The organism is uncultured Candidatus Puniceispirillum sp. (assembly GCF_963979125.1).
In the GTDB taxonomy this organism is placed as follows: Bacteria; Pseudomonadota; Alphaproteobacteria; order Puniceispirillales; family Puniceispirillaceae; genus Puniceispirillum.
The window spans coordinates 45,761-67,888 of the sequence record NZ_CAXBVX010000001.1; the positions used below are offsets into that span (position 1 = coordinate 45,761).

The following is a 22,128-nucleotide window of genomic DNA, read 5'->3' on the forward strand; positions in this document are numbered from 1 at the left end:
TTATTTCATGGTGGCTGGCATTATCATTATGTGCCCCAAATGTTGGATTGCATTTGGCTTGCCAAATAAATCTTGCCAGACTTTAGTCGTTTGGGTTTATGTAAATCAGAAACAAATTTATATAAATCGGAACAAAAATTATGTTTTCGCTTAGCTCTGCGTCGTTAGAAATCGAAGTGCTGTTGTTGCGGCAATGTAACCTTGTTCAGCTTACCTCGGTAATTGAGCCGTTGCGTGTGGCCAATCGGATGGCGGGTCGTGAACTATATAGCTGGCATATTTCAACAGATGACGGCACGCCGATCATGACGACCAGCAAGATACCGATACCAGCAGATAGTGCTTTCGATCCGGTAGCGCGTGTCGCTCCACTTTTTGTTGTGGCTAGCTATATGCCGCTGACAGCATTGTCGGATAATCTGTTGAAATCTCTATCACAGGCACGACGCTTTCGTGATGCCATTATTGGTATCGAAAACGGTGTCTGGCTGATGGCTGAGGCTGGATTGTTGAATGACCGTAAGGTCGCGGCGCATTGGGAAGACGCTGATGCGCTAGCCGCCCGATATCCGCTTCTCGAAGTTGTGAGTCAGCGTCATGTGATTGATGGAAATCGGATAACAGTAGCTGGATCGTTACCCACTCTGGATATGATGCTTGAGTTGATTCGAGCACGTCAGGGTTTTGCGTTTGCCATGTCGGTATCGCGGCAGTTTATTTATACGCCAGCAGGTGATGTTGATAACGTATCAGCATCTCCTATGCCAGGTTTTATGCGCGCTGGTGATCGGCGGCTTGCAACTGTACTTCGGCATATGGAAAATAATCTTGAAACACCGCTTTCGATTTCGTGTCTGGCATCGCAGGCTGGTATGTCAACGCGGCGTCTGCATATGTTGTTTACGTCGGTTCTGGGGGCATCGCCAAAACGCTATTATCTTGCGCTTCGCTTGAATGCGGCAAGGCGCCAGCTTGTCGAGAGTCATTTACCAATCGTGGAAATAGCTACAGCCAGTGGATTTGCAAGTCAGGCTGGATTCGCGTCATGCTATCGGGCCAGTTTTGGCGAAACGCCCTCTGATACACGGCGAACAGCAGCTATTATATAAATGCCACGTCATCTATGTAACAAATACCATATATGCCGATTGGCAATATTGACCTTGACTCGAATTGGCGCAAGGATATTTCCATAGATCAGAGGGTTGGATGAACAGGCAAAATGAAGCTCGGTCGATGGTATCTGATATGAAAGGCCATAATAATGACTGTCGTTAATCTTGTTGTGAACGAGACGCCGGTAACAGCGGATGTTGAAGATACGATGTTACTTGGTGTCTTTTTGCGCGAAAGTCTGAAACTGACAGGTACGCATGTTGGGTGCGATACAAGCCAGTGCGGCGCCTGCGTGATCCATTTTAATGACATGGCGGTAAAGGCATGTACCATGCTGGCGGTGCAGGCAGATGGTGCCCAAATCACGACGATTGAGGGTCTGGCTGCCGGTGACAAATTGCATCCCGTGCAACAGGCTTTTATTGACAATCATGGTTTGCAATGTGGCTATTGCACACCAGGTATGATTATGACCGCTGTTGATTTTTTGGCGCAAAATCTGACCACAGATATAGATGAAATTAGCACTGCTCTTGAAGGGAATATTTGCCGCTGTACCGGCTATAACAATATCATCAAATCAATACAGCAGGCAGCACGCGTGATGGGTGCTGATGAAATAGCGGATGAGGCAGATTATGTATGATCTGACCTACAAGAAAGCCAAAAGTTGTGATGCTGCGCGTGAACTACTGGCGGCTGCAGACGATGGTAAATTACTGGCAGGCGGCATGACCCTTGTTCCCACGCTGAAACAACGTTTAGCCGCGCCAGATATGCTTGTTGATCTTGATGGTGTTGATGATTTCAAAACCATTATGCTATGCGATAACAATTTGCAAATTGGCGCGATGGCAACGCATGCCGCTGTGGCGGATAGTGAACTGGTGCATACGCATTTGCCCGGGGTGGCAGCACTGGCCGGACAGATCGGTGATCCGCATGTGCGCAATCGCGGTACCGTAGGGGGATCAGTCGCCAATAATGATCCAGCAGCATGTTATCCAGCGGCGTTATTAGCTACCAATGCGCGCATTCATACCGACCAGCAAATATTCGCGGCCAAAGACTTCTTTGTTGGTATGTTTGAAACAGCACTTGATACCAACGAAATTATCACTGCAATACATATTCCGATTGATCAGAAATGTGCTTATGTGAAATGTCCCAATCCAGCATCGCGCTATGCGCTGGCGGGTGTTTGTGTTGCTAGGCGGCATGATGGGAATGTGCAGGTAGCTGTAACAGGTGCTGGACAGGACGGTGTATTTAGGGCCGATGAGATTGAGGCTGTGTTGGCAGAAAATTTTGCCCCTGATGCGCTTGATGCTATGTCAATAGATCCGGATTTGTTGCTATCCGACATGCATGCCAATGCCGAATTCAGGGCACATCTTGTTGTGCAGATGGCAAAGCAGGCTGTGGCAAAATTACAAGATTGACTTTGGGTTGCTAGGCCAGCAAAACCAAAATGATCGATATGGCCAGCAACGCCATAGCGATAAGCTCAGTCAGGTTAATCTTTTCTTTGAAATAGAAGAAAGAAAAACCAATGCTCATAAGAAGTTCGATTTGCCCAACAGCGCGGACTGGGGCAACAGCATGCATGGCAAAGGCGGCAAACCAGAACAGGCTACAAAGCGTGCCCCAAAAACCCGCCATTGCGCCATCCCGCCAATGCACAAGACTAGCAATCAGTTCATGGCGTTTTATAGCATATAGCCAAGCGCCAAAGCCCACAGTTTGGATCGTGACGGCAATGGCGGCGGCTAATCCGGCATTCAGCATCACGTCATCAGTCGGTATATGTTTGATGGCCGCGCCATAGGCAACGGTGCAGAAGCCAAGAAAAGCACCAGCACCAAGACCAAACCCAGTCTGTTTCGAGAAAATTGTGCTCATAACCGAACGGCTTGCTAGGCTTGCTTTTGCAAGTGACAGCATGATCGTAGCAACAACGCCAAGCGCGATGGCAAAAGCAGTTTGCAGGTTGGCAATAACGCCAAGAATAATGGCTTCAAACAACGCCGCTTGCAAAACTTCGGTCTTGGAAAAGGCAACAGCGGCAGCAAAAGAGCGATGCGAGAACAGCATGATAAGCAGAATCGTAAAGGCGATCTGCGTTACTGCGGCGACGGTGATCCAGAACCAGAACATTGGAGACAGGCTGGGCATGCCAACATTGACCAGCGCCATATAAGCAAGCACAATCAACCAAGCAAAGGGAAAGGAATAGGAAAAACGAATATAGCTTGCGCCATAACTACCAAGCTGTGGCGTCATTTTCTTTTGAACAGCTGTACGCAAAGCTTGAGTAGCTGCCGCCAAAATAGCTAATAAAACCCATAATTCCATGATTCGGTTATATAGAAACTGACCGAAGATCATAGCGATAAGATCAATAAATTTACAGTTCGGAATTGCACCAGCATTTAGGTTGTGCAAGATATAGGTATCATTAACATTATAACGGCACCGCGATAAGTGCCATGTTCGGATTTATCATGACAGATACACATTATATTAGCGGATCAGCAGTTGCTGGAACCAGCGGCAGACAACAAGATGTTTACAACCCAGCAACAGGTGCGGTTATTGGATCTGTACCTTTGGCTAGTATAGACGAAGTGAATCAGGCTGTTGCCTCGGCCAAAGCGGCACTATCGGGATGGGTAGCGACGCCCCCTGCCAAGCGCGCACAAGTCATGTTTAATTTTCGCGATTTGCTGAAAAGCCATCACACTGAAATTGCCACGGCGATTTCAATGCAACACGGTAAAACGCTTGATGATGCCAAGGGTGAAGTCGCCCGTGGTATAGAAGTTGTTGAGTTTGCCTGTGGCATTCCCCATTTGCTGAAAGGTGATTATTCAGCTCAGGTAGCTGGTAATGTGGATAGCTATTCACAGCGTCAACCGGTTGGCGTTGTTGCGGGTATTACCCCGTTTAATTTTCCGGCAATGGTGCCAATGTGGATGTTCCCTATGGCTTTGGCTTGTGGTAATACGTTCATTCTAAAGCCATCCGAACGCGATCCTGCGGCACCACTTTTGCTTGCACGTCTATTGACCGAAGCAGGGCTCCCCGATGGTTGCCTGAATGTCGTTAATGGTGACAAGGAAGCGGTTGATGCTTTGCTTGATCATCCGGATGTGGGGGCAATCAGTTTTGTTGGTTCGACAGCGATTGGCAAATATATTTATGGCCGTGGATGCAACAATGGCAAACGGGTGCAGGCTCTTTGTGGTGCAAAAAATCACATGGTGATTATGCCGGATGCCGATATGGATCAGGCTGTGGACGCTGCAATGGGGGCGGCCTATGGATCTGCGGGTGAACGTTGCATGGCTATTTCAGCAGTGCTGGCGGTTGGTGATGATACTGCTGATAGGTTTGTTGCACAGCTGGCACCAAAAGTACGTGCGTTGAAAATTGGTCAGTATGATGAACCTGGTGTTGAAATGGGCCCCGTTATCACCCCCGAGTCGCAAAAACGCGTTGAAGATTATATTGGCCAAGGCGAAGCGGCAGGTGCCGAAATCGTTGTTGATGGTCGGGGTTTATCCTTGCAAGGCTATGAAAACGGATATTTTGTTGGCGGCACTTTGATTGACAGGGTAACGCCGGATATGTCGGTCTATCGTGACGAGATTTTTGGACCAGTGCTGTCAGTTCTTCGCCCCAAAACCTATGAGGATGCGCGCCAGCTGGTGATTGATCATGAATATGGCAATGGCACGGCTATTTTCACCCGAGATGGTGATGCTGCGCGTGATTTTGCGGCCAATGTTAATATTGGGATGGTGGGCGTGAATGTGCCAATTCCGGTCCCTGTTGCCTATCATAGCTTTGGTGGCTGGAAAGCATCTATGTTTGGTGACCATGCTGTTCACGGTATGGAAGGTGTTCGTTTTTACACCAAGCTGAAAACTGTCACCGCGCGCTGGCCAAGCGGTATCAAAGAAGGCGCTGTCTTTAACTTCCATTCTGGCAGTGACACCAAATAGCGATAACAAACTGTAATTGTTCTGCTGTTGGTATGACTATGTATCATGCCTATAGCAGAACTTTCCCCGGGTTGAGAATGTTATCAGGATCAAGCGCTGTCTTGATTGATTGCATCATTGCATAGGCAATTGGGTCTTTAAGTTTTTTCATTTCGGCTTGCTTGTCCTGACCGATACCATGTTCGGCGCTGATTGACCCACGCCATTTCACAACTGTATCGCGCAAAGCCGCTTTGATCGCCGCAACTTCTTCTGGATGGTTTTTGGGATCTTCATCATAGGGGCGGGCAAAAGCATGAAGATTGCCATCACCCATATGGCCAAAGGCAACACAGAATGGGCCTGGCGCGACCGCCGCGAACGCAGCTTTTAGGTCGGCAATGGCACCAGGCAAATCAGCAACCTGAAAGCTGACATCGCTCATCACCCAGTTGCCATGTGTTTGCATGGCATTGAGCGCACCTTCGCGCATTGCCCATAGATTTTGGCGCTGGGTTTCGGAACTGGCGATAATGGCATCATCGGCAAGCCCTTGTTCAAAGGCTGTTGCCAGAATGGTTTCGAGCTGGATAGCAAGATTCATCTTTCCATCCGGCTGAACCTCTACATCTTCTGGACTGCCAGCGGCAATTTCCATCAGGATACTCAATTCCGGACTATAGTTAAAAGGTGCGGTCACATGATCAAGGTTTTTGACGCATAAATCATAAATCACCTTGTCCATCAATTCATATGCTTCTAACCGTCCCCCTGTTTGTTGTTGTATAAGATTCATAAGCTTTAGCGCGGCATCTATATCTGGCACAACTACCATGGCTGTTGCATAGGCGGTTGGCTTTGGCACCAAGGTTAATGTTGCCGCGGTGATAATGCCTAGGGTGCCTTCAGACCCAATCATCAGATTGACCAGATCATAGCCTGTATTGTCCTTTTTCAAGGCGGGCAGTAAATTCATGATGTCGCCGGAGGCCGTGACAACCTCCAAGCCAAGACATAGTGCACGGGCATTGCCATAGCGCACGACATTTAGTCCCCCTGCATTTGTCCCCAATGCACCCCCAATATGTGCGGTGCCTTTTGCGCCAAAAACCAATGGAAACATCCAGCCAACCTGATCGGCAGCCTTATGTAAGTTTTCAACAATGCAACCGGACTCGGCAATCATATAACGGCCATCACCATTCACTTCGCGGATTACATTCATTCGTTCCAGCGACATAATCACGGCTTTTTGATCTGGATGTGCCTGAGTCGCGCCCGTTAAGCCTGAATTGCCGCCAAGCGGAATCACCACGGTTTTGGTTGCGGCGCATATTTTCATCAAGGCTGCAACTTTTTCAGTACTATCAGGGCGTACAACCACAAATGGGGTGGATGGGTATATGTCTAGCCAGTCGCGCTGATATTTTGGATCAATATCATTGCCAGTTTCGACATGCGTTTCCCCACAAATAGCTCTGAATTTATGTATTATGTCCTGCTCTGTAATTTTCATTTCAATCTGTCCAGTCAGGTTGCCAACGCAAAAAGTCGAAGCTGAGCAATTTTATGAACTTCGTTAAGGGCGGTCGTAAATTCGGTTGCTGGGTCATTTCCGATACGCTGATGAAAGGCCGCTAGAATTTCACCACGCGACAGGCCGCGAACGGCGATGATGAAGGGATGCCCAAATTTGGCTGTATAATCGGTGTTTAGGCTGGTGAATTGTTCAAATTCCTCTACCGAACATTTATCAAGGCCAGCACCTGCTTGTTCAGCTGTTGATTCAGCGGTGAGGTTGCCTGCTATTGCGAGTTTGCCAGCCAGTTCGGGATGTGCGCGAAGCAATGTTAATTTGGCATCGTCACTGGCTGCATCAACAATCGTCTTCATGCGTTGTGCCAGATGATTGGGGTCATTATCTGCTTCGGTGATGCCGTTAGCCAACAGGGTTTCGGCAACCCATGCTGAATGTTCGTAAATACCGCCAAGAGAGGCAAGTAATTGACCGTCAGATAATTTGTGCAAGGCAAGTTTGTTCATCGGTTCAAAATACTTTCATGACGCCACATTTTATGATCACCATCCATTGTATAGATTAATTTGCTAAATCAATGAAAAATTGTCATTCTAATTCGTACAAATCATCACTATTTGTCAGGAGATTACAATGGGTCGATTGACCACCCATGTCCTAGATACTGCACGTGGCAAACCTGCTGCAAATCTTGAAATTGACCTCATTCGTATTACCGGTGGAACGCAGACGGTTCTGAAGACGGTCGTTACAAATGCGGATGGTCGATGTGATGCGCCACTTCTTGAAGATGCTGCACTGGAGCGTGGCCGTTATAAACTGGTTTTTCATGCGGCATCATATTTGCGTGAAATGGGTGATGATTTGCCAGAATTTCCGTTCCTAGATGATATTGTCATTGCCTTTGGTATAGATCGTGATGATCAGCATTATCACGTCCCATTATTATTATCGGCTTACGGTTATTCCACTTATCGCGGTAGCTAATGGAGATTGCGTGCGTAACTATCTAACCTTTATTTTGAATGGTGACATACAGACGGTAACGGGCATTGCTGGCGACATGACGTTATTGACATGGCTACGTCGCGAAAGAAGGCTGACAGGATCAAAGGAAGGATGTGCCGAAGGCGACTGTGGTGCCTGTACTGTTGTTGTGGCAAGGCCCGATAGCAAAGGCCGGATTACATGGCGGCCGGTGAATGCGTGTATTCTGTTCATGGGCATGCTTGAAGGGAGTGCCGTAACAACCGTAGAGGGCATCAGTGGGCCAGATGGTGAATTGCATCCGTGCCAGCAGGCAATAGTCGATTTTCACGGGTCACAATGTGGGTTTTGCACGCCTGGATTTGTTATATCGTTGTATGCAGCCTGGTGTAACCGTACCGGGCTTGCGGCGAATCAGATTGATGACACGCTGGCAGGAAATCTATGTCGTTGTACTGGCTATCGTCCCATTGTCGATGCAGGTTTGTCTTTAGCAGGCATGCATAAGCCAATATGGGAAACCCAACGCCAAAAGGCAGAAAAAACACTCTTAAAGACTATCCAGCATACTGAAATGATCGAAATTTCAGACGGGAAAAAAGCATTCGCCGCGCCGCTGAAACAAACTGACTTTTCCAATATCTATGCAGAGAATTCTAGCGCGACGATTGTTTCGGGTGCCACCGATATAGGCCTATGGGTAACCAAACAGCATCGCCAGCTATCACGGATGCTTTGGACAGGCCGTGTTGATGGATTTGATGTTATTGAAGATAATAAAACCGACCTGGTCATACGACCGGCTGTTACGCATCAGACAGCCATGGACACGCTTGGCAAAAGATGGCCAGCTGCCAAAACGTTATTACGTCGTTTTGGATCTTTACAGGTGCGAAGTTCGGGTACGGTTTGTGGTAATATTGCGAATGGGTCACCTATTGGAGATATGCCGCCACTTTTAATGGCACTTGGGAGTACGATAGAGCTACAGCGGGGTATCAAGACCCGTGTTATAAAGCTTGAAGATTTTTTCATCAGCTATGGTACGCAGAACCGTAAATCGGATGAGTTTGTTTCGGCCATTATAGTGCCAAAGATAAAAGCGCCATATTTACGATGCTACAAGCTGTCTAAGCGGTTTGATCAGGATATTTCAGCCGTGATGATGGCGGCAAATGTTACGGTAAAGAATGGTACGATCACAGATGCTGTGATTGCGTTTGGCGGCATGGCTGGAACACCGTTGCGTGCCAAAGCGGCAGAAGCGGTTTTGATAGGTGGTTCGTTCAACGAGTCCAGCTTTGTTGCCGCCGCCGCCACACTGGGCGATGACTTTGCGCCGCTTAGTGATATGCGGGGTAGTGCTGATTACCGGATGCAGGCGGCACGCAATCTAGTGCTGAAATACGGGCTTGAAATCACCGGACAGTCGCATGTCGAACTTGCAGGGAGCGGCGTTTCCGCGCTGTTAGCTGACTAGATGACACGCTTTGATGATAAAAGAACCAAAACAACAATTCATAAAGCTGTGCGGCATGACAGTGCGCATAAGCATGTTTCCGGATGTGCCCATTACACGGACGATTTGCCAGTGCCGCAGGGCACATTGGAAGTTCTGATTGCACAAAGCCCACATGCGCATGCCCGCATCATAAGTATGGATTTATCCGCTGTTGCCAGCGCCGCGGGGGTTGTCACCGTCATGTCAGCGCAGAATGTGCCTGGCGTAAATGACTGTAGTCCGGTTGCTGGTGATGATCCTATTTTTGCAGATGATGTTGTGTCCTATGTCGGCCAGTCGGTGTTTGCCGTTGCGGCGGTTGATATGGCCTCGGCGCGCGCCGCGATTGATCTTGCCAAAATCAAATATGAAGTCTTGCCTGCCATTTTGACTATAGACGAAGCGATGCAGGCTGGCGCCTTTTTAGGGTCAGCAGCCACTATTTCAACTGGTGATGCCGATGGGGCGATTGCTGCCGCGCCCCATCATCTTGATGGACGTATCGTCATTGGTGGGCAGGAGCATTTCTATCTTGAAGGCCAAGCCGCGCTGGCAATACCGGGTGAAGATGGTGATATGACGCTACATTGTTCCACGCAGCATCCAAGCGAAATCCAGCATAAGGTTGCCACATCATTGGGGCTGGCCAACCATGCCGTCACTGTTGAAACGCGGCGGATGGGCGGTGCTTTTGGTGGCAAGGAAAGTCAGGGTAATTTACCGGCTATCACGGCAGCACTTGCCGCAAAATTGACAGGGCGGTCAGCCAAAACGGTTTATGATCGTGATGACGATTTTATGCTAACTGGCAAACGGCATGATGTCCGGATTGATTATAGTGTCGGGTTTGATAATGACGGCAAAATTCGCGGGGTTGTGTTCGAGCAGGCATTGCGCTGTGGTATGTCGTGGGATTTGTCAGAGTCAATTGCCGCGCGTGCCATGTGTCACGCTGATAATGCCTATCATATCAAAAATATGCGGATTATATCGCATCGGTGCCGTACCAATACCCAATCGAATACAGCCTTTCGCGGTTTTGGAGGACCTCAGGGCATGGTTGGCATCGAACGTGTTATTGATGCTATTGCCCATCATTTGGGGCTTGATCCGCTGGTTGTCCGGCAACGGAACTTCTATCCGCATAAACAGGCATCAGATTATGGTATGACCCCCTATGGGCAGCCGGTTGAAGATTGTGTCATTCAGGATATTGTTGATACGCTTGTAAAGACTAGCGACTATGTAAAGCGTCGAAAAGCAGTTGAGATTTTTAACAAAGCTAATCGATATGTAAAACGTGGTATCGCTTTGACGCCAGTTAAATTTGGTATTTCTTTCAATAGCAGTTTTCTGAATCAAGCAGGCGCTTTGGTACATGTCTATAATGATGGTTCCGTGCATCTCAATCATGGTGGCACCGAAATGGGGCAGGGGCTTTATACAAAGGTTGCCCAGATTGTTGCGCATGCGTTTTCGGTTCCGTTTGAAACGGTAAAAATCACCGCAACAACAACTGGTAAAGTGCCAAATACATCGGCGACTGCGGCGTCATCTGGCAGTGACCTTAATGGTATGGCAGCAATGCGCGCCGCCAACGCGATCAAGGAGCGAATGCAGGATTTTCTGGCCGAACAATCGCAAATCGATCCGAAAGACGTTCATTTTATTGATGGCAAGGTGATGGTCGGTGACCAGTATTGCAGCTTTGCCGAGGCGGCGCATCGTTGCTATATGGGTCGCATTTCACTCTCAGCAACAGGCTTTTATGCAACGCCAAAAATACATTGGAATAAACAAACGCTAACCGGGCGGCCATTTTATTATTTTGCCTATGGTGCCGCCTGTAGCGAGGTTGTTGTTGATCTACTGACTGGCGAGAACCGGATTTTGCGTACTGACATTCTGCATGATGTGGGTAAATCATTAAATCCGGCGCTTGATATTGGCCAGATTGAAGGCGGCTTTGTGCAGGGGGCTGGCTGGCTGACAACCGAGGAGTTGGTATGGAACGATCAGGGGCGGTTGATGACGCATGCACCATCAACCTATAAGATACCCGCCTGTTCAGACAGACCGGTTGATTTTCGTGTAGACCTGTTTGCCGAAGGCGAGAATAGCGAGGATACAATTCACAAATCGAAAGCTGTTGGCGAGCCGCCACTAATGCTGGGCATTAGTGTTTTGATGGCACTATCGCATGCGTTGCAATCGGCAGGTGAAAGCGGCGAATATCCCGCGCTAGATGCGCCAGCAACCAGCGAACGTTTGCTGATGCGGTCGATAGCGCTTGGGGGGCCTTGTGTCTGAGCCTTATGACAAGGGGCAAAGTCCCGGTCAGGAGCATACAGGCTGGCTGGGTATGGCCCTTGAAATGCTCAAAGATGTGAGCGTGGTGATCCATGCCAGCGTCATTCAGGTGCGCGGGTCGGCGCCACGTGCCGTCGGTGCCAATATGTTGATCACAGCCGACAATATCTGGGATACGATTGGTGGCGGTGCGCTGGAATTTGAAGTGATGCAGCAGGCGCGCAGTGATATCGACATGATCCATGTAAGTCAGGTTGCGTGGCATCGGCGTGTTATGGATATCGCCCTTGGCCCCGATATGGGGCAATGCTGTGGCGGGCATGTGCGTGTGTTGATCGAAGCCTTTACCATCGCCGACACACCCATTTTGCGCGTGCTGGCAGCTAGTGATCAGCCGCTTTTACATCCGCTTGCGTCAGGGCAACCGCTTGCGCTTGCAGATAGTGAACTTGGTGATAAGGGTGCAATGATAACGGCAGATAAAACTGGCTTTATATTGCCGCAACGCCCCTATCAACGGCCATTATTCATTTATGGTGCCGGACATGTTGGGCGGGCACTGGTACCTGTCATTGATGGGCTGGGCTTTGATGTCTATTGGGTTGATATTGCGCCTGACAGGTTCCCGGCAGTCGTGCCCAAAGGGGTTTCCGACGTGATAGCAATCGATCCAACTTTGATTGCGGCGCACGCGCCAATTGATGCCTTTCATCTGGTCATCACGCATTCGCACGCGCTGGATCAGGCTATCTGTCACACTGTGCTGGCAGGAGAAGGGTTTGCCCGCCTTGGCTTGATTGGCTCAAAGACCAAAAATGCCCGCTTCCGGAGTCGTCTTGGCAAGGCGGGAATCACGGATGATGTTCTGGCACGATTGACCTGCCCTATCGGCATAGAGCTGGTTACCGGAAAACAACCTGCTCGCGTTGCTATTTCGATTGCCGCGCAGCTTGCTATATGGCAACAGGAGCTTGATAATGAAGGTGAGATTTCATGATCGTGCATAGTCTAAATATAATCTATAATCGCAGATTGGGCGGGCATGCTTGTATGCTGGTAGAAATGGAGATTGACTGGTGATTGATTATCTATGGATATGGTCAGAAATGCTGATCCGCTGGGTTCATGTGATTGCCGGCATTGCCTGGATTGGGTCGTCCTTTTATTTTATCGCGCTTGATCTCAGCCTGAAGCCAGGCAAACAGCTGCCCGATGAAGCACACGGTCAGGCGTGGCAGGTGCATGGCGGTGGCTTCTATAACATGGTCAAATATCTGGTAGCGCCAAAGCGGATGCCAGATGAGCTTACATGGTTCAAATGGGAAGCATATGGGACATGGATTTCCGGTATTGCCCTGATGGCGCTGGTTTATTACGGCGCGGCAAGCCTGTATATGATTGATTTTGAAATTCTTGATATTACCGAATGGCAGGCTGTTGCCATCAGCCTTGCGGGTATCGTACTTGGCTGGGCTATTTATGATGGTCTGTGTCGTAGTCCGCTTGGGCGCAATGACACGATGCTTGCGCTGGCAGGTTTTGCTTTTCTGGTCGCGCTTGCCTATGGCTACACGCAGATTTTCTCGGCGCGCGGTGCTTTCATGCAGATGGGGGTTACGATTGGCACGATGATGGTTGCCAATGTGTTGATGGTGATTATCCCCGGACAAACCAAGGTGGTGACAGCATTGAAAGCAGGGGATACACCTGATCCGGTGTATGGTATCCGTGGCAAACAGCGCTCATTACATAATAATTACCTGACCTTGCCAGTGATCTTTGTCATGATTGGTGGTCATTATCCCATGGTATTCGCGACTGAATATAGCTGGATCATTCTGGCGCTTGTTCTGATTATTGGGTGCGTCATCCGGCATTTCTTCAACACCAAGCATAAGGGATTGCCAGCACCATATTGGACATGGGTTGTTGCCGCCATCCTGACCGGACTGGCCATTTTCCTGTCCTATGCTGGCGCACCGCGGGCAAGCTATGACGAGGCAAGCTATGGGCGTGGCGCAGAGTTGCATGCCAATGCTGTCGAACTTGTTATCGAACGGTGTAGTGTCTGTCATGCGCAAACACCGCAATGGGATGGTCTGGCGTTTGCACCAAAGGGCATTATGCTGGAAAATGAAAAGCAGGTGATGGCCTATGTTGATGAAATCTTCTGGCAGTCGGCGCAATCACATGCGATGCCACCGGGTAACGTGATCTGGGTTGAAGATGAAGAGCGCGCGTTATTAGCCGAATGGCGGGCGGCTGTTCGTGCAGGTGAAATTGAGGATAGTTAATGACTGATTATCCGCGTGATCTGATTGGCTATAGTGACCAGCCACCACATGCTTATTGGCCAGATGACGCGCGCGTTGCTGTGCAATTTGTGCTGAATTATGAAGAAGGCGGCGAAAATTGCATATTGCATGGCGACCCGGCTTCGGAAAAATTTCTATCCGAAATCATTGGTGCCGAACCGTTTGAGGATGCGCGCCATATGTCAATGGAATCGATATATGAATACGGATCGCGGGCTGGGGTGTGGCGTATTCTGGAATTGTTTCGCGCACGTAAAATTCCGATCACAGTTTTTGCCGTGGCGATGGCCATGCAAAGACATCCACAGGTGATTGAGCAAGCGCTAAAAGACGGGCATGAAATTGCGTCGCATGGCTATCGCTGGATCAATTATCATGGCATGAGCATCGAAGAAGAACGTGCGCATATGGAAAAGGCGATTGCAATCCATAGTGATATTTGTGGTGCGCGACCATTGGGCTGGTACACAGGCCGCACCAGCGCACATACACGCGATCTCGTCGCCGAAGAAGGTGGTTTCATCTATGATGCCGACGATTATTCGGATGATTTGCCATTCTGGAGCAGGCAGGTTGCCGCACCACATCTGATCGTGCCCTATACACTTGATACAAATGATATGCGCTTTGCCACCGCGCAGGGCTTTCATACGGGCGATCAATTCGCCAGTTATCTGATTGATGCCTTTGACACTCTATATGCCGAAGGTGCATCAAGTCCAAAGATGATGTCGGTTGGCTTGCATTGTCGTCTGATTGGCCGTCCCGCGCGTTTTGCTGGTTTGGTGAAATTTATCGATCATGTGCAAAAGCATGAAAAAGTGTGGATGGCCAGACGGCTTGATATAGCCAAGCACTGGATGAAAACGCACCCCTATCCCGGACAATGACAATTTTACTAAGTTTCGTAATCTAAAGAGGCAAAAATGAACAATGAGTTTCCGCCAGCCGAAGCTATGGGTCTGGTTAATTTGGCATCACCTAGGATGGGTACAGAAATTCATTCGGTAAGCGATGATTTTTTTGCTGAAGCGCCACGTATGCTGGCTGATACGGTGCCAGTATTTGTGCCGGATAAATTTGATGACCATGGCAAATGGATGGATGGGTGGGAGTCACGCCGACGCCGTCATAGCGGCCATGACTGGTGTATTCTGCATCTGGGAGAAACCGGAACCATTCGGCTAGTCGATATCAACACAGCCCATTTTACCGGTAATTATCCGCCTGGTGCGATGCTGGAGGCTGCCTATTGTGCAGATGGTAATATCGACAAGGCCGAGTGGAAAACGGTGATTGGTGACACCAAGCTCGGACCGGATGCGCATCATCTGCTGACGGCACATGACGTGGGGCCTGTTAATATCGTGCGGCTTAACATCTATCCGGATGGCGGTATTGCCCGCCTTCGTCTTTTTGGCGATGTCCAGCGCGATTGGTCAGGTCATGGTGATGCACCAGCCGAATTATCGGCGTTACGTTCGGGTGGCTGTATTCTGGGCTATAATGATGCGCATTATGGAGACGTCAATGCGCTGATCTCTGAAGGGCGCGGCCAGACTATGGGTGATGGATGGGAAACCCGCCGCCGCCGTGAACCCGGACATGACTGGATTGTTGTGCGTCTTGGTGCGGCTGGCCTGATTTCAGATATTGAAGTGGATACGGCGCATTTCAAAGGTAATTATCCGGATAGATGTAGCCTTCAGGCCGCATTGATCGAAGGCGATGTTGATCTGGATGCCGCCGAAAACTGGCCTGAACTGATGGGCGAGAAATCATTATCGGCAGATAATATCCATAAATTCAACCATGCTGATATCAATGATGTGGGTCCGATAAATGTCGTGCGTTTGAATATTTTCCCCGATGGCGGTGTGTCGCGATTGCGTTTATTTGGCAAAGTGGTGACATAATGGCCAGCCGAGAGCTCGTTATCCAGCCACTCACCAAGGCTGCTTTTGCGCCCTATGGCACTGTGATTGAAACAGATGGTGCCAAACAGATCAGCATCAATCAGGGGACAACAACACGGTTTGATGCGCTGGCCAAAATTGATGTGACACATGAAGGCGGCATCCCGATCATTTCGCTGTTTCGGGGAACGCGTCGTGCCAGTCCGATTGCGATATCCATGCTTGAACGGCATCCGTTGGGCTCGCAGGCGTTCATGCCGCTTTCCGAGCATGACTGGCTGGTTGTGGTGGCATCTGGTAATGCTGATGACAGTGCGCCAGATTTTGACAGCCTTATCTGTTTTCGCGCCACTGGCAGTCAGGGGGTCAGCTATGATCGCGGTACCTGGCATCATCCATTGCTGGTACTGGAAGACAGTCAGGACTTTCTGGTTATGGATCGGTCTGGCGATGGCCATAATCTGGATGAGGACTGGGCAGAGCATGCCGTCGCCCATATCGATGTCTGATATCTGCTTGGGATGTAGAATCAGGCAGTCATTAAATGATGTGACAGGCGTTTATGCTCGGTAAGCATCTTATTCATATCCATCGTGGTGAGTTGCCCCTCGGCGACGACAATCTTGCCATTGATGATGGTATAATTTGTTTTCACCGGACCGCAGAAAATGAGTGATGCCACCGGATCCCAGTCACTGCCGGCAAAATCAATTGTACGTCTGTCAAAGGCAGCAATGTCGGCTGCATAGCCGGGTGCCAGAATACCGATGTCATCCCGGTTCATCACCGAAGCACCGCCAGCCGTTGCCATATGCAAGGCTTCGCGTGCATTCATGGCGTCACCACCTTGATTGACACGTTGCAGAAGCATGCTCTGGCGGGCTTCGTTCAACATATGGGCACTGTCATTCGACGCTGACCCATCGACACCCAGCCCCACCTTCATGCCAGAATCCAGCATGGCACGGACGGGGGCAATGCCACTGGCAAGCCGCATATTCGAACAAGGACAATGCGCTACGCCAGTGCCGGTGCGGGCAAACAGGTTGATCTCGTCATCGTTCAACTGCACACAATGTGCGTGCCAGACATCGTCACCTGTCCAGCCGACAGCTTCGATATAGTCACCTGGCCGCATACCAAAGGTAGCCAGGCTGTAGTCGATATCTTCGACATTTTCGGCCAAATGTGTATGCAGGCCTACTTTATAGGCACGAGCCATGGAGGCGGTTTCACGCATCAGATCCATGCTCACTGAGAAAGGTGAGCAGGGCGCAAGTGCAATTCGTTGCATCGCATAGGGACGCGCATCGTGATAATCTTCGATCAGACGCTGGCATTCGGCTAGAATGTCAGGCTCATTTTCGGTCAGATTATCCGGTGGTAAGCCGCCTTTGGATTCGCCGATGCTCATCGAGCCACGTGTGCCGTGGAAACGAACGCCAATATCAGACGCTGCAGACAAGGCGTCATCCAACCGCGCACCATTGGGATACAGGTAAAGATGATCCGAAGAGGTCGTACATCCACTCAAGGCAAGTTCGGCAAGACCAAGTGCCGTTGACCAGTAAATATGTTCGGGGCCTATATGACTCCATATTGGATAGAGTGTTTGCAGCCAGCCAAATAGCGGCGCATTCTGTGCGGCAGGCACCGCGCGGGTCAAATTCTGAAACAGATGATGATGCGTATTGACCATTCCGGGGATAACAATATGTCCGGTAAGGTCGAGAACAGTGTCAGCAGATGTAGGAAGCTGGCTAGTTTCGGCAACCTGCTCGATCACGCCATCACGAATGAACAAACCACCATTCTGAATTTCGTTCATGTCACCGGGGTTGTCATGCCCGCTTGGTGCCATTGTGCACAGAACATCAGCGTTTTTGATAAGAAGTGTTTGTCCTGACATGTATTAATCCATTTGCCGTCATTAACACTTTGTAAGCGCCGTCAAATAACTTTGACGGCGCCCATGTTTAGTCATTAAACGAGCCATGCAAACTAGTCTGCATCCTCAGGTAAAAGCATATTCATGGCCACAGCAAGTACTGCAACCGGCAGCAAACCAGACACCATCAGCATTTCAAAGCTATCAGGCAGATGTTGCATAGATTTTGGTACCGCTTGCAAACCAAGACCAACAGAAAGCGATGTGGCTAGGATGACCATATTGCGGCGACTCCATTTGACGTCAGATAGCATGTTGATACCAGCTGATACAACCATGCCAAACATCAGGATCACACCCCCACCAAGTACCGAGATTGGCATGGCGGAAATAATCGCACCTATCTTTGGAATAAAACCACAGATGATCAGGAAAATACCAGAAACGGTTACCACGCCTCGGCTCATCACACCGGTCATTGAAATCAAGCCAACATTCTGGCTAAAGGACGTGTTTGGCAAGCCACCAAATATGCCAGCAACTGCACTACCAAGCCCGTCAGCATAGGTGCCGCCTGCTAGTTCTTCGTCAGTTGCTTCACGTCCGGCACCACCTTTGGCAATGCCAGAAATATCACCAACAGTCTCAATCGCGCTAACGATTGACATCAGAATCATACCGATAATTGCAAAAGCACTGAACTCAATGCCATATTTAAAAGGTGTTGGTACAACAAACCATGCCGCTTTGGCGACGCCGCCAAAATTGACAACACCTGTCGCAATGCCAACTAGATAACCGGCAATCAAACCAAGTAAAATAGCGGCTGACGACGTGATGCCACGGGTAAAGAACTTAAAGCCAAGTGCGACAATGATAACTGTCAGAGCTAGGCCCCATTTGCTGAAATCACCCCATTCTGGCGCGTTCATCTGGAACTCGGCTGCACCACCCGCCGCATATTTGATGCCAACAGGAAGAAGCGCTAAACCTATAGCCATGATTACCATTCCTGAAACCAGAGGTGGAAACCAATGGCGGATGCGGCCAATAATGGCGCCAAGGAAGGTATGGAATATACCAGCAACAATAATGGCGCCCATTAATGTTGCCATGCCACCAGCTTTAACGATACCTATCATAATTGGTACGAATGCAAAACTGGTCCCCTGCATAACAGGTAATCGGGCGCCAACAGGCCCCATACCAATCGTTTGAAACAAGGTTGCGATGCCAGCAAAAAGCATGGCCATCTGGATTAAAAATACCATGTCTTCGCCGCCAAAGGCAAAGCCAGCCGCGCCCGCAATAATGATTGACGGTGTTACGTTACTGGCAAACATTGCTAACACATGCTGAAGCCCCAGGGCGACTCTTGGTCCCATAGGTACTTCATAATCAGGATTTTTCAACTGTTCGGTACTTCCGATTTGATCGTTTTCCATATTATCCCCCACATAGTTAAATTTCTATGACGTTACGTTGGATGAGATGATAGGGAAAGGGAAAAGCGCGTAAAAAGATACGCGGGCTTTTGCATTACTGCTTCATATTTACTGTCAGAATAGAGAATATATAACTCTTTCGGCAATTTTTAATGACTGTTCGTTATGAAAATTGGGTTGCCACTTGAGGCCGGATGTGTAGGGTGAATAGGGGATTTATGAATAAAATACGAAGTTTAATAAAAGGGAGAGTTATAAATGAAAAATTCTAGTTTCTTTAAAGTGGCTGGCCTTGGTGTTGCCGCATTATCATTCCTAGCGGTGCCATTGAGTGTGTCGGTAGCAAATGCTGATACCGTTTTGACGGTGTCTTCATGGGCTAGCCCAAAGCATGCGATGAATGCGTCAGTATTCCCATGGATGAATGAAGAGCTAAAGGCTTGTTCAGGCGGCAGCCTTAGTTTGAAAGTCGAATATGGCCTAGCACCACCACCAGCTCAGTATGATACTGTTCGTGATGGTGTGGCCGATCTTGGATGGATGGTGCATGGCTATACACCAGGAAAATTTGAAACCACAAAACTTGCTGAATTGCCGGGCCTTTTTGGAAAGTCCGAATCTGTGTCAGCCGCGTTTCAGGCGACATGGGAAAAGCATCTTGATGCTGCTAATGAAGCCAAAGGCGTTGAAATGCTCACCAATTTTGTGCATGGCCCAGGCATGATCCATACAGTTAAGCCAATCTCGTCTTTCAAAGACCTTAAAGGCATGAAATTGCGTGTTGGTGGCGGTGTTGCTAATGCGATTGGCCTTGCTTTGGGTGTGGCTGGTGTTAACGTACCTGCGCCAAAGGTGTATGAAACCATTTCATCGGGTGTTGCCGATGGCGTGTTCTTTCCTATGGAAACCATGCACGCTTTTAAAGTTGCCGAGATTGCCAAGCATACCTATCGGAATACCGATGGCATCTATACAACGTCATTCGCCATTCCAATGAACAAAGACACCTATGATGGTCTCTCATCGGCACACCGTAAATGCATTGATGATATGCGTGGTGTAAAGATGGCAGCAAAAGTCGGTTCATTCTGGGATGCGGCTGATGATCTTGGTATGGCCAAAGGGCTTGAAGCTGGTCTGGTTGTAACCGATGCCAGCGATGCAGATAAAGCTTATTTCAAAGAGTTAACTGCTGGCATTGAGGCTGACGTTCTAGCGGCAATTGACGGCCGTGGCGTGGATGGCAAGGCAGCTCTCGCCTTTTTCAAGTCACAACTCTAGACCCGAAATATTTCTTTTGTGTTTGGGTTGATAAAATTTGTGGAACGGTTGGCAGAGAATGCCAGCCGTTTCGTGTCTAATTTGGCGGCGATTATTCTGTTTTTGCTGGTTGTTCTGACCTGTGCAGACGTCATTGGTCGCTATTTTCTGTCTATGCCTGTCGTCGGTGCAGTTGAACTTGTGCGTATATGTATGGCTGGCATTATTTTCTTTTCACTTCCAGCCATGTTTTTTCGTAATGATCACGTGACCGTTGATCTGATAGCGTTTTTTGCCAAGGGTCGAGTTGGCTGGATCATCAGTATTGTGATGTTGGTTATTTCAATTTATGTGGCCTATCGCATTGGTGATCGTGTTTTTGATTATGCGGTGCGTGCATTCGAAGATAAAGACACAACAGAATATCTGGGTATTCCCCGGGTGATAACTGTATCCTTTATTACTTTGTCTATTTATGCAGCGGCGGTGATGGCCTTTATTCGTTTGCTAGTTGTGTTTTCAAGTTCCGGCAAAGATTTTTCTGCCGATGGTGAGGATATAAAATGATCGCTGCATTGATTGGTTTTGCCGCCGTGCTGATTTTGGCGTTTATGCGAATGCCACTTGGCATTGCACTTGGCATTGTCGGTGTGATTGGCTTTGGCGAATTAGCAAGTTACCGCGCTGCGATTTCAAGTGCTAGTCGATTGGTGATTGATTCAGGCCAATCCTATGGTCTTTCAGTTGTCCCTCTGTTCATTCTGATGGGTTTAATGGTTGAACGTGGTGGTATGGCCAAGGAACTATACCGTGCCGCTTATGTGTTTCTGGGACACCGCAAAGGCGGGTTGGCGATGTCAACAATTTGCGCTTGTGGCATGTTCTCGGCAATTTGTGGTTCGTCTTTGGCGACTGCAGCCACCATGTCAAAAGTCTCTATGCCTGAAATGCGGCGCTATAAATATGATGACTCACTTGCTACTGCCTCGATTGCAGCGGGTGGCACGCTGGGCATTCTAATCCCACCAAGCGTTATTCTGGTGATTTATGGATTGATGACAGAAACCTCGGTAGGAAAATTATTTGTTGCTGGTGTGTTGCCTGGTCTTGTGGGCGTGCTTTTCTACTTGCTTGCCGTTATGGTCGTGGTCACGCGCAATCCTGCGGCAGGCCCAGCTGGCGATAAAAGTAGCTGGACAGACCGGCTCATTGCCCTGCGGGATGTTTGGACAACGCTTGGGTTATTTATTTTTGTGATTGGTGGCATCTATGTGGGTGCCTTTACACCGACAGAAGCCGCTGGCATGGGCGCGGCAGGAGCCATGTTAATCGCGTGGCGTCGTGGTGCCTTGAATATTTCCTCGGCGATGGAGGTGCTACGCGAGACAGCGGTGACGTCTGCAAAGCTATTTTTGCTTTTGTTTGGTGCTTTGATTTTTTCAAATTTTGTCAATCGGGCGGGGTTGCCACCAGCGCTAATTGATATAGTCACAAATTTTGACGTTTCACCCTTGGGAGTGATTTTTATCATCCTGCTGATTTATGTCTTGCTGGGATGTGTGTTTGAATCAATGTCGATGATCCTTTTGACGGTTCCTATCTTTGCACCGTTGGTTGAGGGATTGGGGTTTGATTTGATCTGGTTTGGCATTCTGGTGGTGGTTGTGACTGAAATCAGCCTGATAACGCCGCCAATTGGTTTGAATGTCTTTGTGCTGAAAGGCGTGTTGAAAGACGTATCGGTTAAAACTATTTTCAAAGGCGTCACGCCATTCTGGGTTGCTGATATATTGCGGCTGACGCTACTGACATTAGTGCCCACTATTTCATTGTTATTGCCGTCAATGATGTGATGGGTCAAATTGTT

General features: G+C 48.9%; 20 protein-coding genes. 15 read left to right on the forward strand and 5 right to left on the reverse strand.

Features of this window, described 5'->3' with window-relative positions; genetic code table 11:
* Window positions 1-140 precede the first annotated feature (140 nt).
* The 3 genes from ABNT28_RS00220 (at window position 141) to ABNT28_RS00230 (ending at window position 2,558) form a co-directional block, all read left to right on the forward strand.
* Entirely contained in the window at window positions 141-1,109 is a 969-nt protein-coding gene (locus tag ABNT28_RS00220; RefSeq protein WP_332923270.1) for a GlxA family transcriptional regulator, read from the forward strand.
* A gap of 155 nt (window positions 1,110-1,264) precedes the next feature.
* Complete coding sequence (locus tag ABNT28_RS00225) at window positions 1,265-1,762, forward strand: (2Fe-2S)-binding protein (RefSeq protein ID WP_332923269.1); 498 nt, start codon at window positions 1,265-1,267, stop codon at window positions 1,760-1,762.
* Complete coding sequence (locus ABNT28_RS00230; RefSeq protein ID WP_348720808.1) at window positions 1,755-2,558, forward strand: xanthine dehydrogenase family protein subunit M; 804 nt, start codon at window positions 1,755-1,757, stop codon at window positions 2,556-2,558. The genes ABNT28_RS00225 and ABNT28_RS00230 overlap by 8 nt, the downstream gene beginning before the upstream one ends.
* 10 nt (window positions 2,559-2,568) lie before the next feature.
* On the opposite strand, the gene ABNT28_RS00235 is transcribed toward ABNT28_RS00230, so the two are convergent.
* Window positions 2,569-3,561 carry a DMT family transporter gene (locus ABNT28_RS00235; protein ID WP_332923267.1) on the reverse strand — a complete coding sequence of 331 codons (993 nt, stop codon included), beginning with the start codon at window positions 3,559-3,561 and terminating at the stop codon, window positions 2,569-2,571.
* Window positions 3,562-3,620: 59 nt separating this feature from the next.
* On the opposite strand from ABNT28_RS00235, the gene ABNT28_RS00240 reads away from it, so the two are divergent.
* On the forward strand, window positions 3,621-5,123 hold the full coding sequence (locus ABNT28_RS00240; protein ID WP_332923266.1) for a CoA-acylating methylmalonate-semialdehyde dehydrogenase: 1,503 nt from the start codon (window positions 3,621-3,623) through the stop codon (window positions 5,121-5,123).
* Window positions 5,124-5,172: 49 nt separating this feature from the next.
* On the opposite strand, the gene ABNT28_RS00245 is transcribed toward ABNT28_RS00240, so the two are convergent.
* Both ABNT28_RS00245 and uraD read right to left on the reverse strand, forming a co-directional pair.
* Window positions 5,173-6,618 carry an FAD-binding oxidoreductase gene (locus ABNT28_RS00245; RefSeq protein WP_332923265.1) on the reverse strand — a complete coding sequence of 482 codons (1,446 nt, stop codon included), beginning with the start codon at window positions 6,616-6,618 and terminating at the stop codon, window positions 5,173-5,175.
* A 14-nt stretch (window positions 6,619-6,632) separates the two neighbouring features.
* Window positions 6,633-7,145, reverse strand: a complete 513-nt coding sequence (gene uraD / locus ABNT28_RS00250) for a 2-oxo-4-hydroxy-4-carboxy-5-ureidoimidazoline decarboxylase (RefSeq protein ID WP_332923264.1) — start codon at window positions 7,143-7,145, stop codon at window positions 6,633-6,635.
* Window positions 7,146-7,272: 127 nt separating this feature from the next.
* Between uraD and uraH the strand changes: the two genes are divergently transcribed.
* The 8 genes from uraH (at window position 7,273) to ABNT28_RS00290 (ending at window position 16,177) form a co-directional block, all read left to right on the forward strand.
* Window positions 7,273-7,626 carry a hydroxyisourate hydrolase gene (uraH, locus tag ABNT28_RS00255; RefSeq protein ID WP_332923263.1) on the forward strand — a complete coding sequence of 118 codons (354 nt, stop codon included), beginning with the start codon at window positions 7,273-7,275 and terminating at the stop codon, window positions 7,624-7,626.
* A gap of 10 nt (window positions 7,627-7,636) precedes the next feature.
* Window positions 7,637-9,106 carry a xanthine dehydrogenase small subunit gene (gene xdhA / locus ABNT28_RS00260; protein WP_348720809.1) on the forward strand — a complete coding sequence of 490 codons (1,470 nt, stop codon included), beginning with the start codon at window positions 7,637-7,639 and terminating at the stop codon, window positions 9,104-9,106.
* Window positions 9,107-11,437, forward strand: a complete 2,331-nt coding sequence (xdhB, locus tag ABNT28_RS00265; protein WP_348720810.1) for a xanthine dehydrogenase molybdopterin binding subunit — start codon at window positions 9,107-9,109, stop codon at window positions 11,435-11,437. It abuts the gene before it with no gap.
* Window positions 11,430-12,434, forward strand: coding sequence for a xanthine dehydrogenase accessory protein XdhC (xdhC, locus tag ABNT28_RS00270; protein ID WP_348720811.1), 1,005 nt, complete (start codon window positions 11,430-11,432; stop codon window positions 12,432-12,434). The genes xdhB and xdhC overlap by 8 nt, the downstream gene beginning before the upstream one ends.
* A 79-nt stretch (window positions 12,435-12,513) precedes the next feature.
* Window positions 12,514-13,731 carry a urate hydroxylase PuuD gene (locus ABNT28_RS00275; protein ID WP_332923259.1) on the forward strand — a complete coding sequence of 406 codons (1,218 nt, stop codon included), beginning with the start codon at window positions 12,514-12,516 and terminating at the stop codon, window positions 13,729-13,731.
* Window positions 13,731-14,642: an allantoinase PuuE gene (puuE, locus tag ABNT28_RS00280; RefSeq protein WP_348720812.1), complete on the forward strand. Its 912-nt coding sequence runs from the start codon at window positions 13,731-13,733 to the stop codon at window positions 14,640-14,642. The genes ABNT28_RS00275 and puuE overlap by 1 nt, the downstream gene beginning before the upstream one ends.
* Before the next feature lie 36 nt (window positions 14,643-14,678).
* Window positions 14,679-15,668 (forward strand): allantoicase, encoded by a 990-nt coding sequence (gene alc / locus ABNT28_RS00285; RefSeq protein WP_348720813.1) that lies wholly within the window; start codon window positions 14,679-14,681, stop codon window positions 15,666-15,668.
* A complete protein-coding gene (locus ABNT28_RS00290; protein ID WP_348720814.1) occupies window positions 15,668-16,177 on the forward strand; it encodes an ureidoglycolate lyase in 510 nt (169 codons plus the stop codon). Before alc ends, ABNT28_RS00290 begins: the two co-directional genes overlap by 1 nt.
* A gap of 20 nt (window positions 16,178-16,197) precedes the next feature.
* Here the strand turns inward: ABNT28_RS00290 and ABNT28_RS00295 are convergent, their stop codons facing one another.
* Together ABNT28_RS00295 and ABNT28_RS00300 are read right to left on the reverse strand one after the other, a co-directional pair.
* Window positions 16,198-17,577, reverse strand: a complete 1,380-nt coding sequence (locus ABNT28_RS00295) for an 8-oxoguanine deaminase (RefSeq protein WP_348720815.1) — start codon at window positions 17,575-17,577, stop codon at window positions 16,198-16,200.
* 92 nt (window positions 17,578-17,669) lie between these two features.
* The gene (locus ABNT28_RS00300; RefSeq protein WP_332925227.1) at window positions 17,670-19,001 is read right to left on the reverse strand and encodes a nucleobase:cation symporter-2 family protein; all 1,332 of its coding nucleotides are present in this window, start codon (window positions 18,999-19,001) and stop codon (window positions 17,670-17,672) included.
* Between the two features lie 258 nt (window positions 19,002-19,259).
* Here ABNT28_RS00300 and ABNT28_RS00305 point away from each other — a divergent pair, with 258 nt between their 5' ends.
* Genes ABNT28_RS00305 through ABNT28_RS00315 form a run of 3 tightly spaced genes read left to right on the forward strand, consistent with a single transcriptional unit; the run spans window position 19,260 to window position 22,114 of the window.
* Window positions 19,260-20,282 (forward strand): TRAP transporter substrate-binding protein, encoded by a 1,023-nt coding sequence (locus ABNT28_RS00305; RefSeq protein WP_348720816.1) that lies wholly within the window; start codon window positions 19,260-19,262, stop codon window positions 20,280-20,282.
* Window positions 20,283-20,300: 18 nt separating this feature from the next.
* On the forward strand, window positions 20,301-20,828 hold the full coding sequence (locus ABNT28_RS00310) for a TRAP transporter small permease (protein ID WP_348720817.1): 528 nt from the start codon (window positions 20,301-20,303) through the stop codon (window positions 20,826-20,828).
* Window positions 20,825-22,114: a TRAP transporter large permease gene (locus tag ABNT28_RS00315; RefSeq protein ID WP_332925224.1), complete on the forward strand. Its 1,290-nt coding sequence runs from the start codon at window positions 20,825-20,827 to the stop codon at window positions 22,112-22,114. Before ABNT28_RS00310 ends, ABNT28_RS00315 begins: the two co-directional genes overlap by 4 nt.
* Window positions 22,115-22,128: the final 14 nt, after the last annotated feature.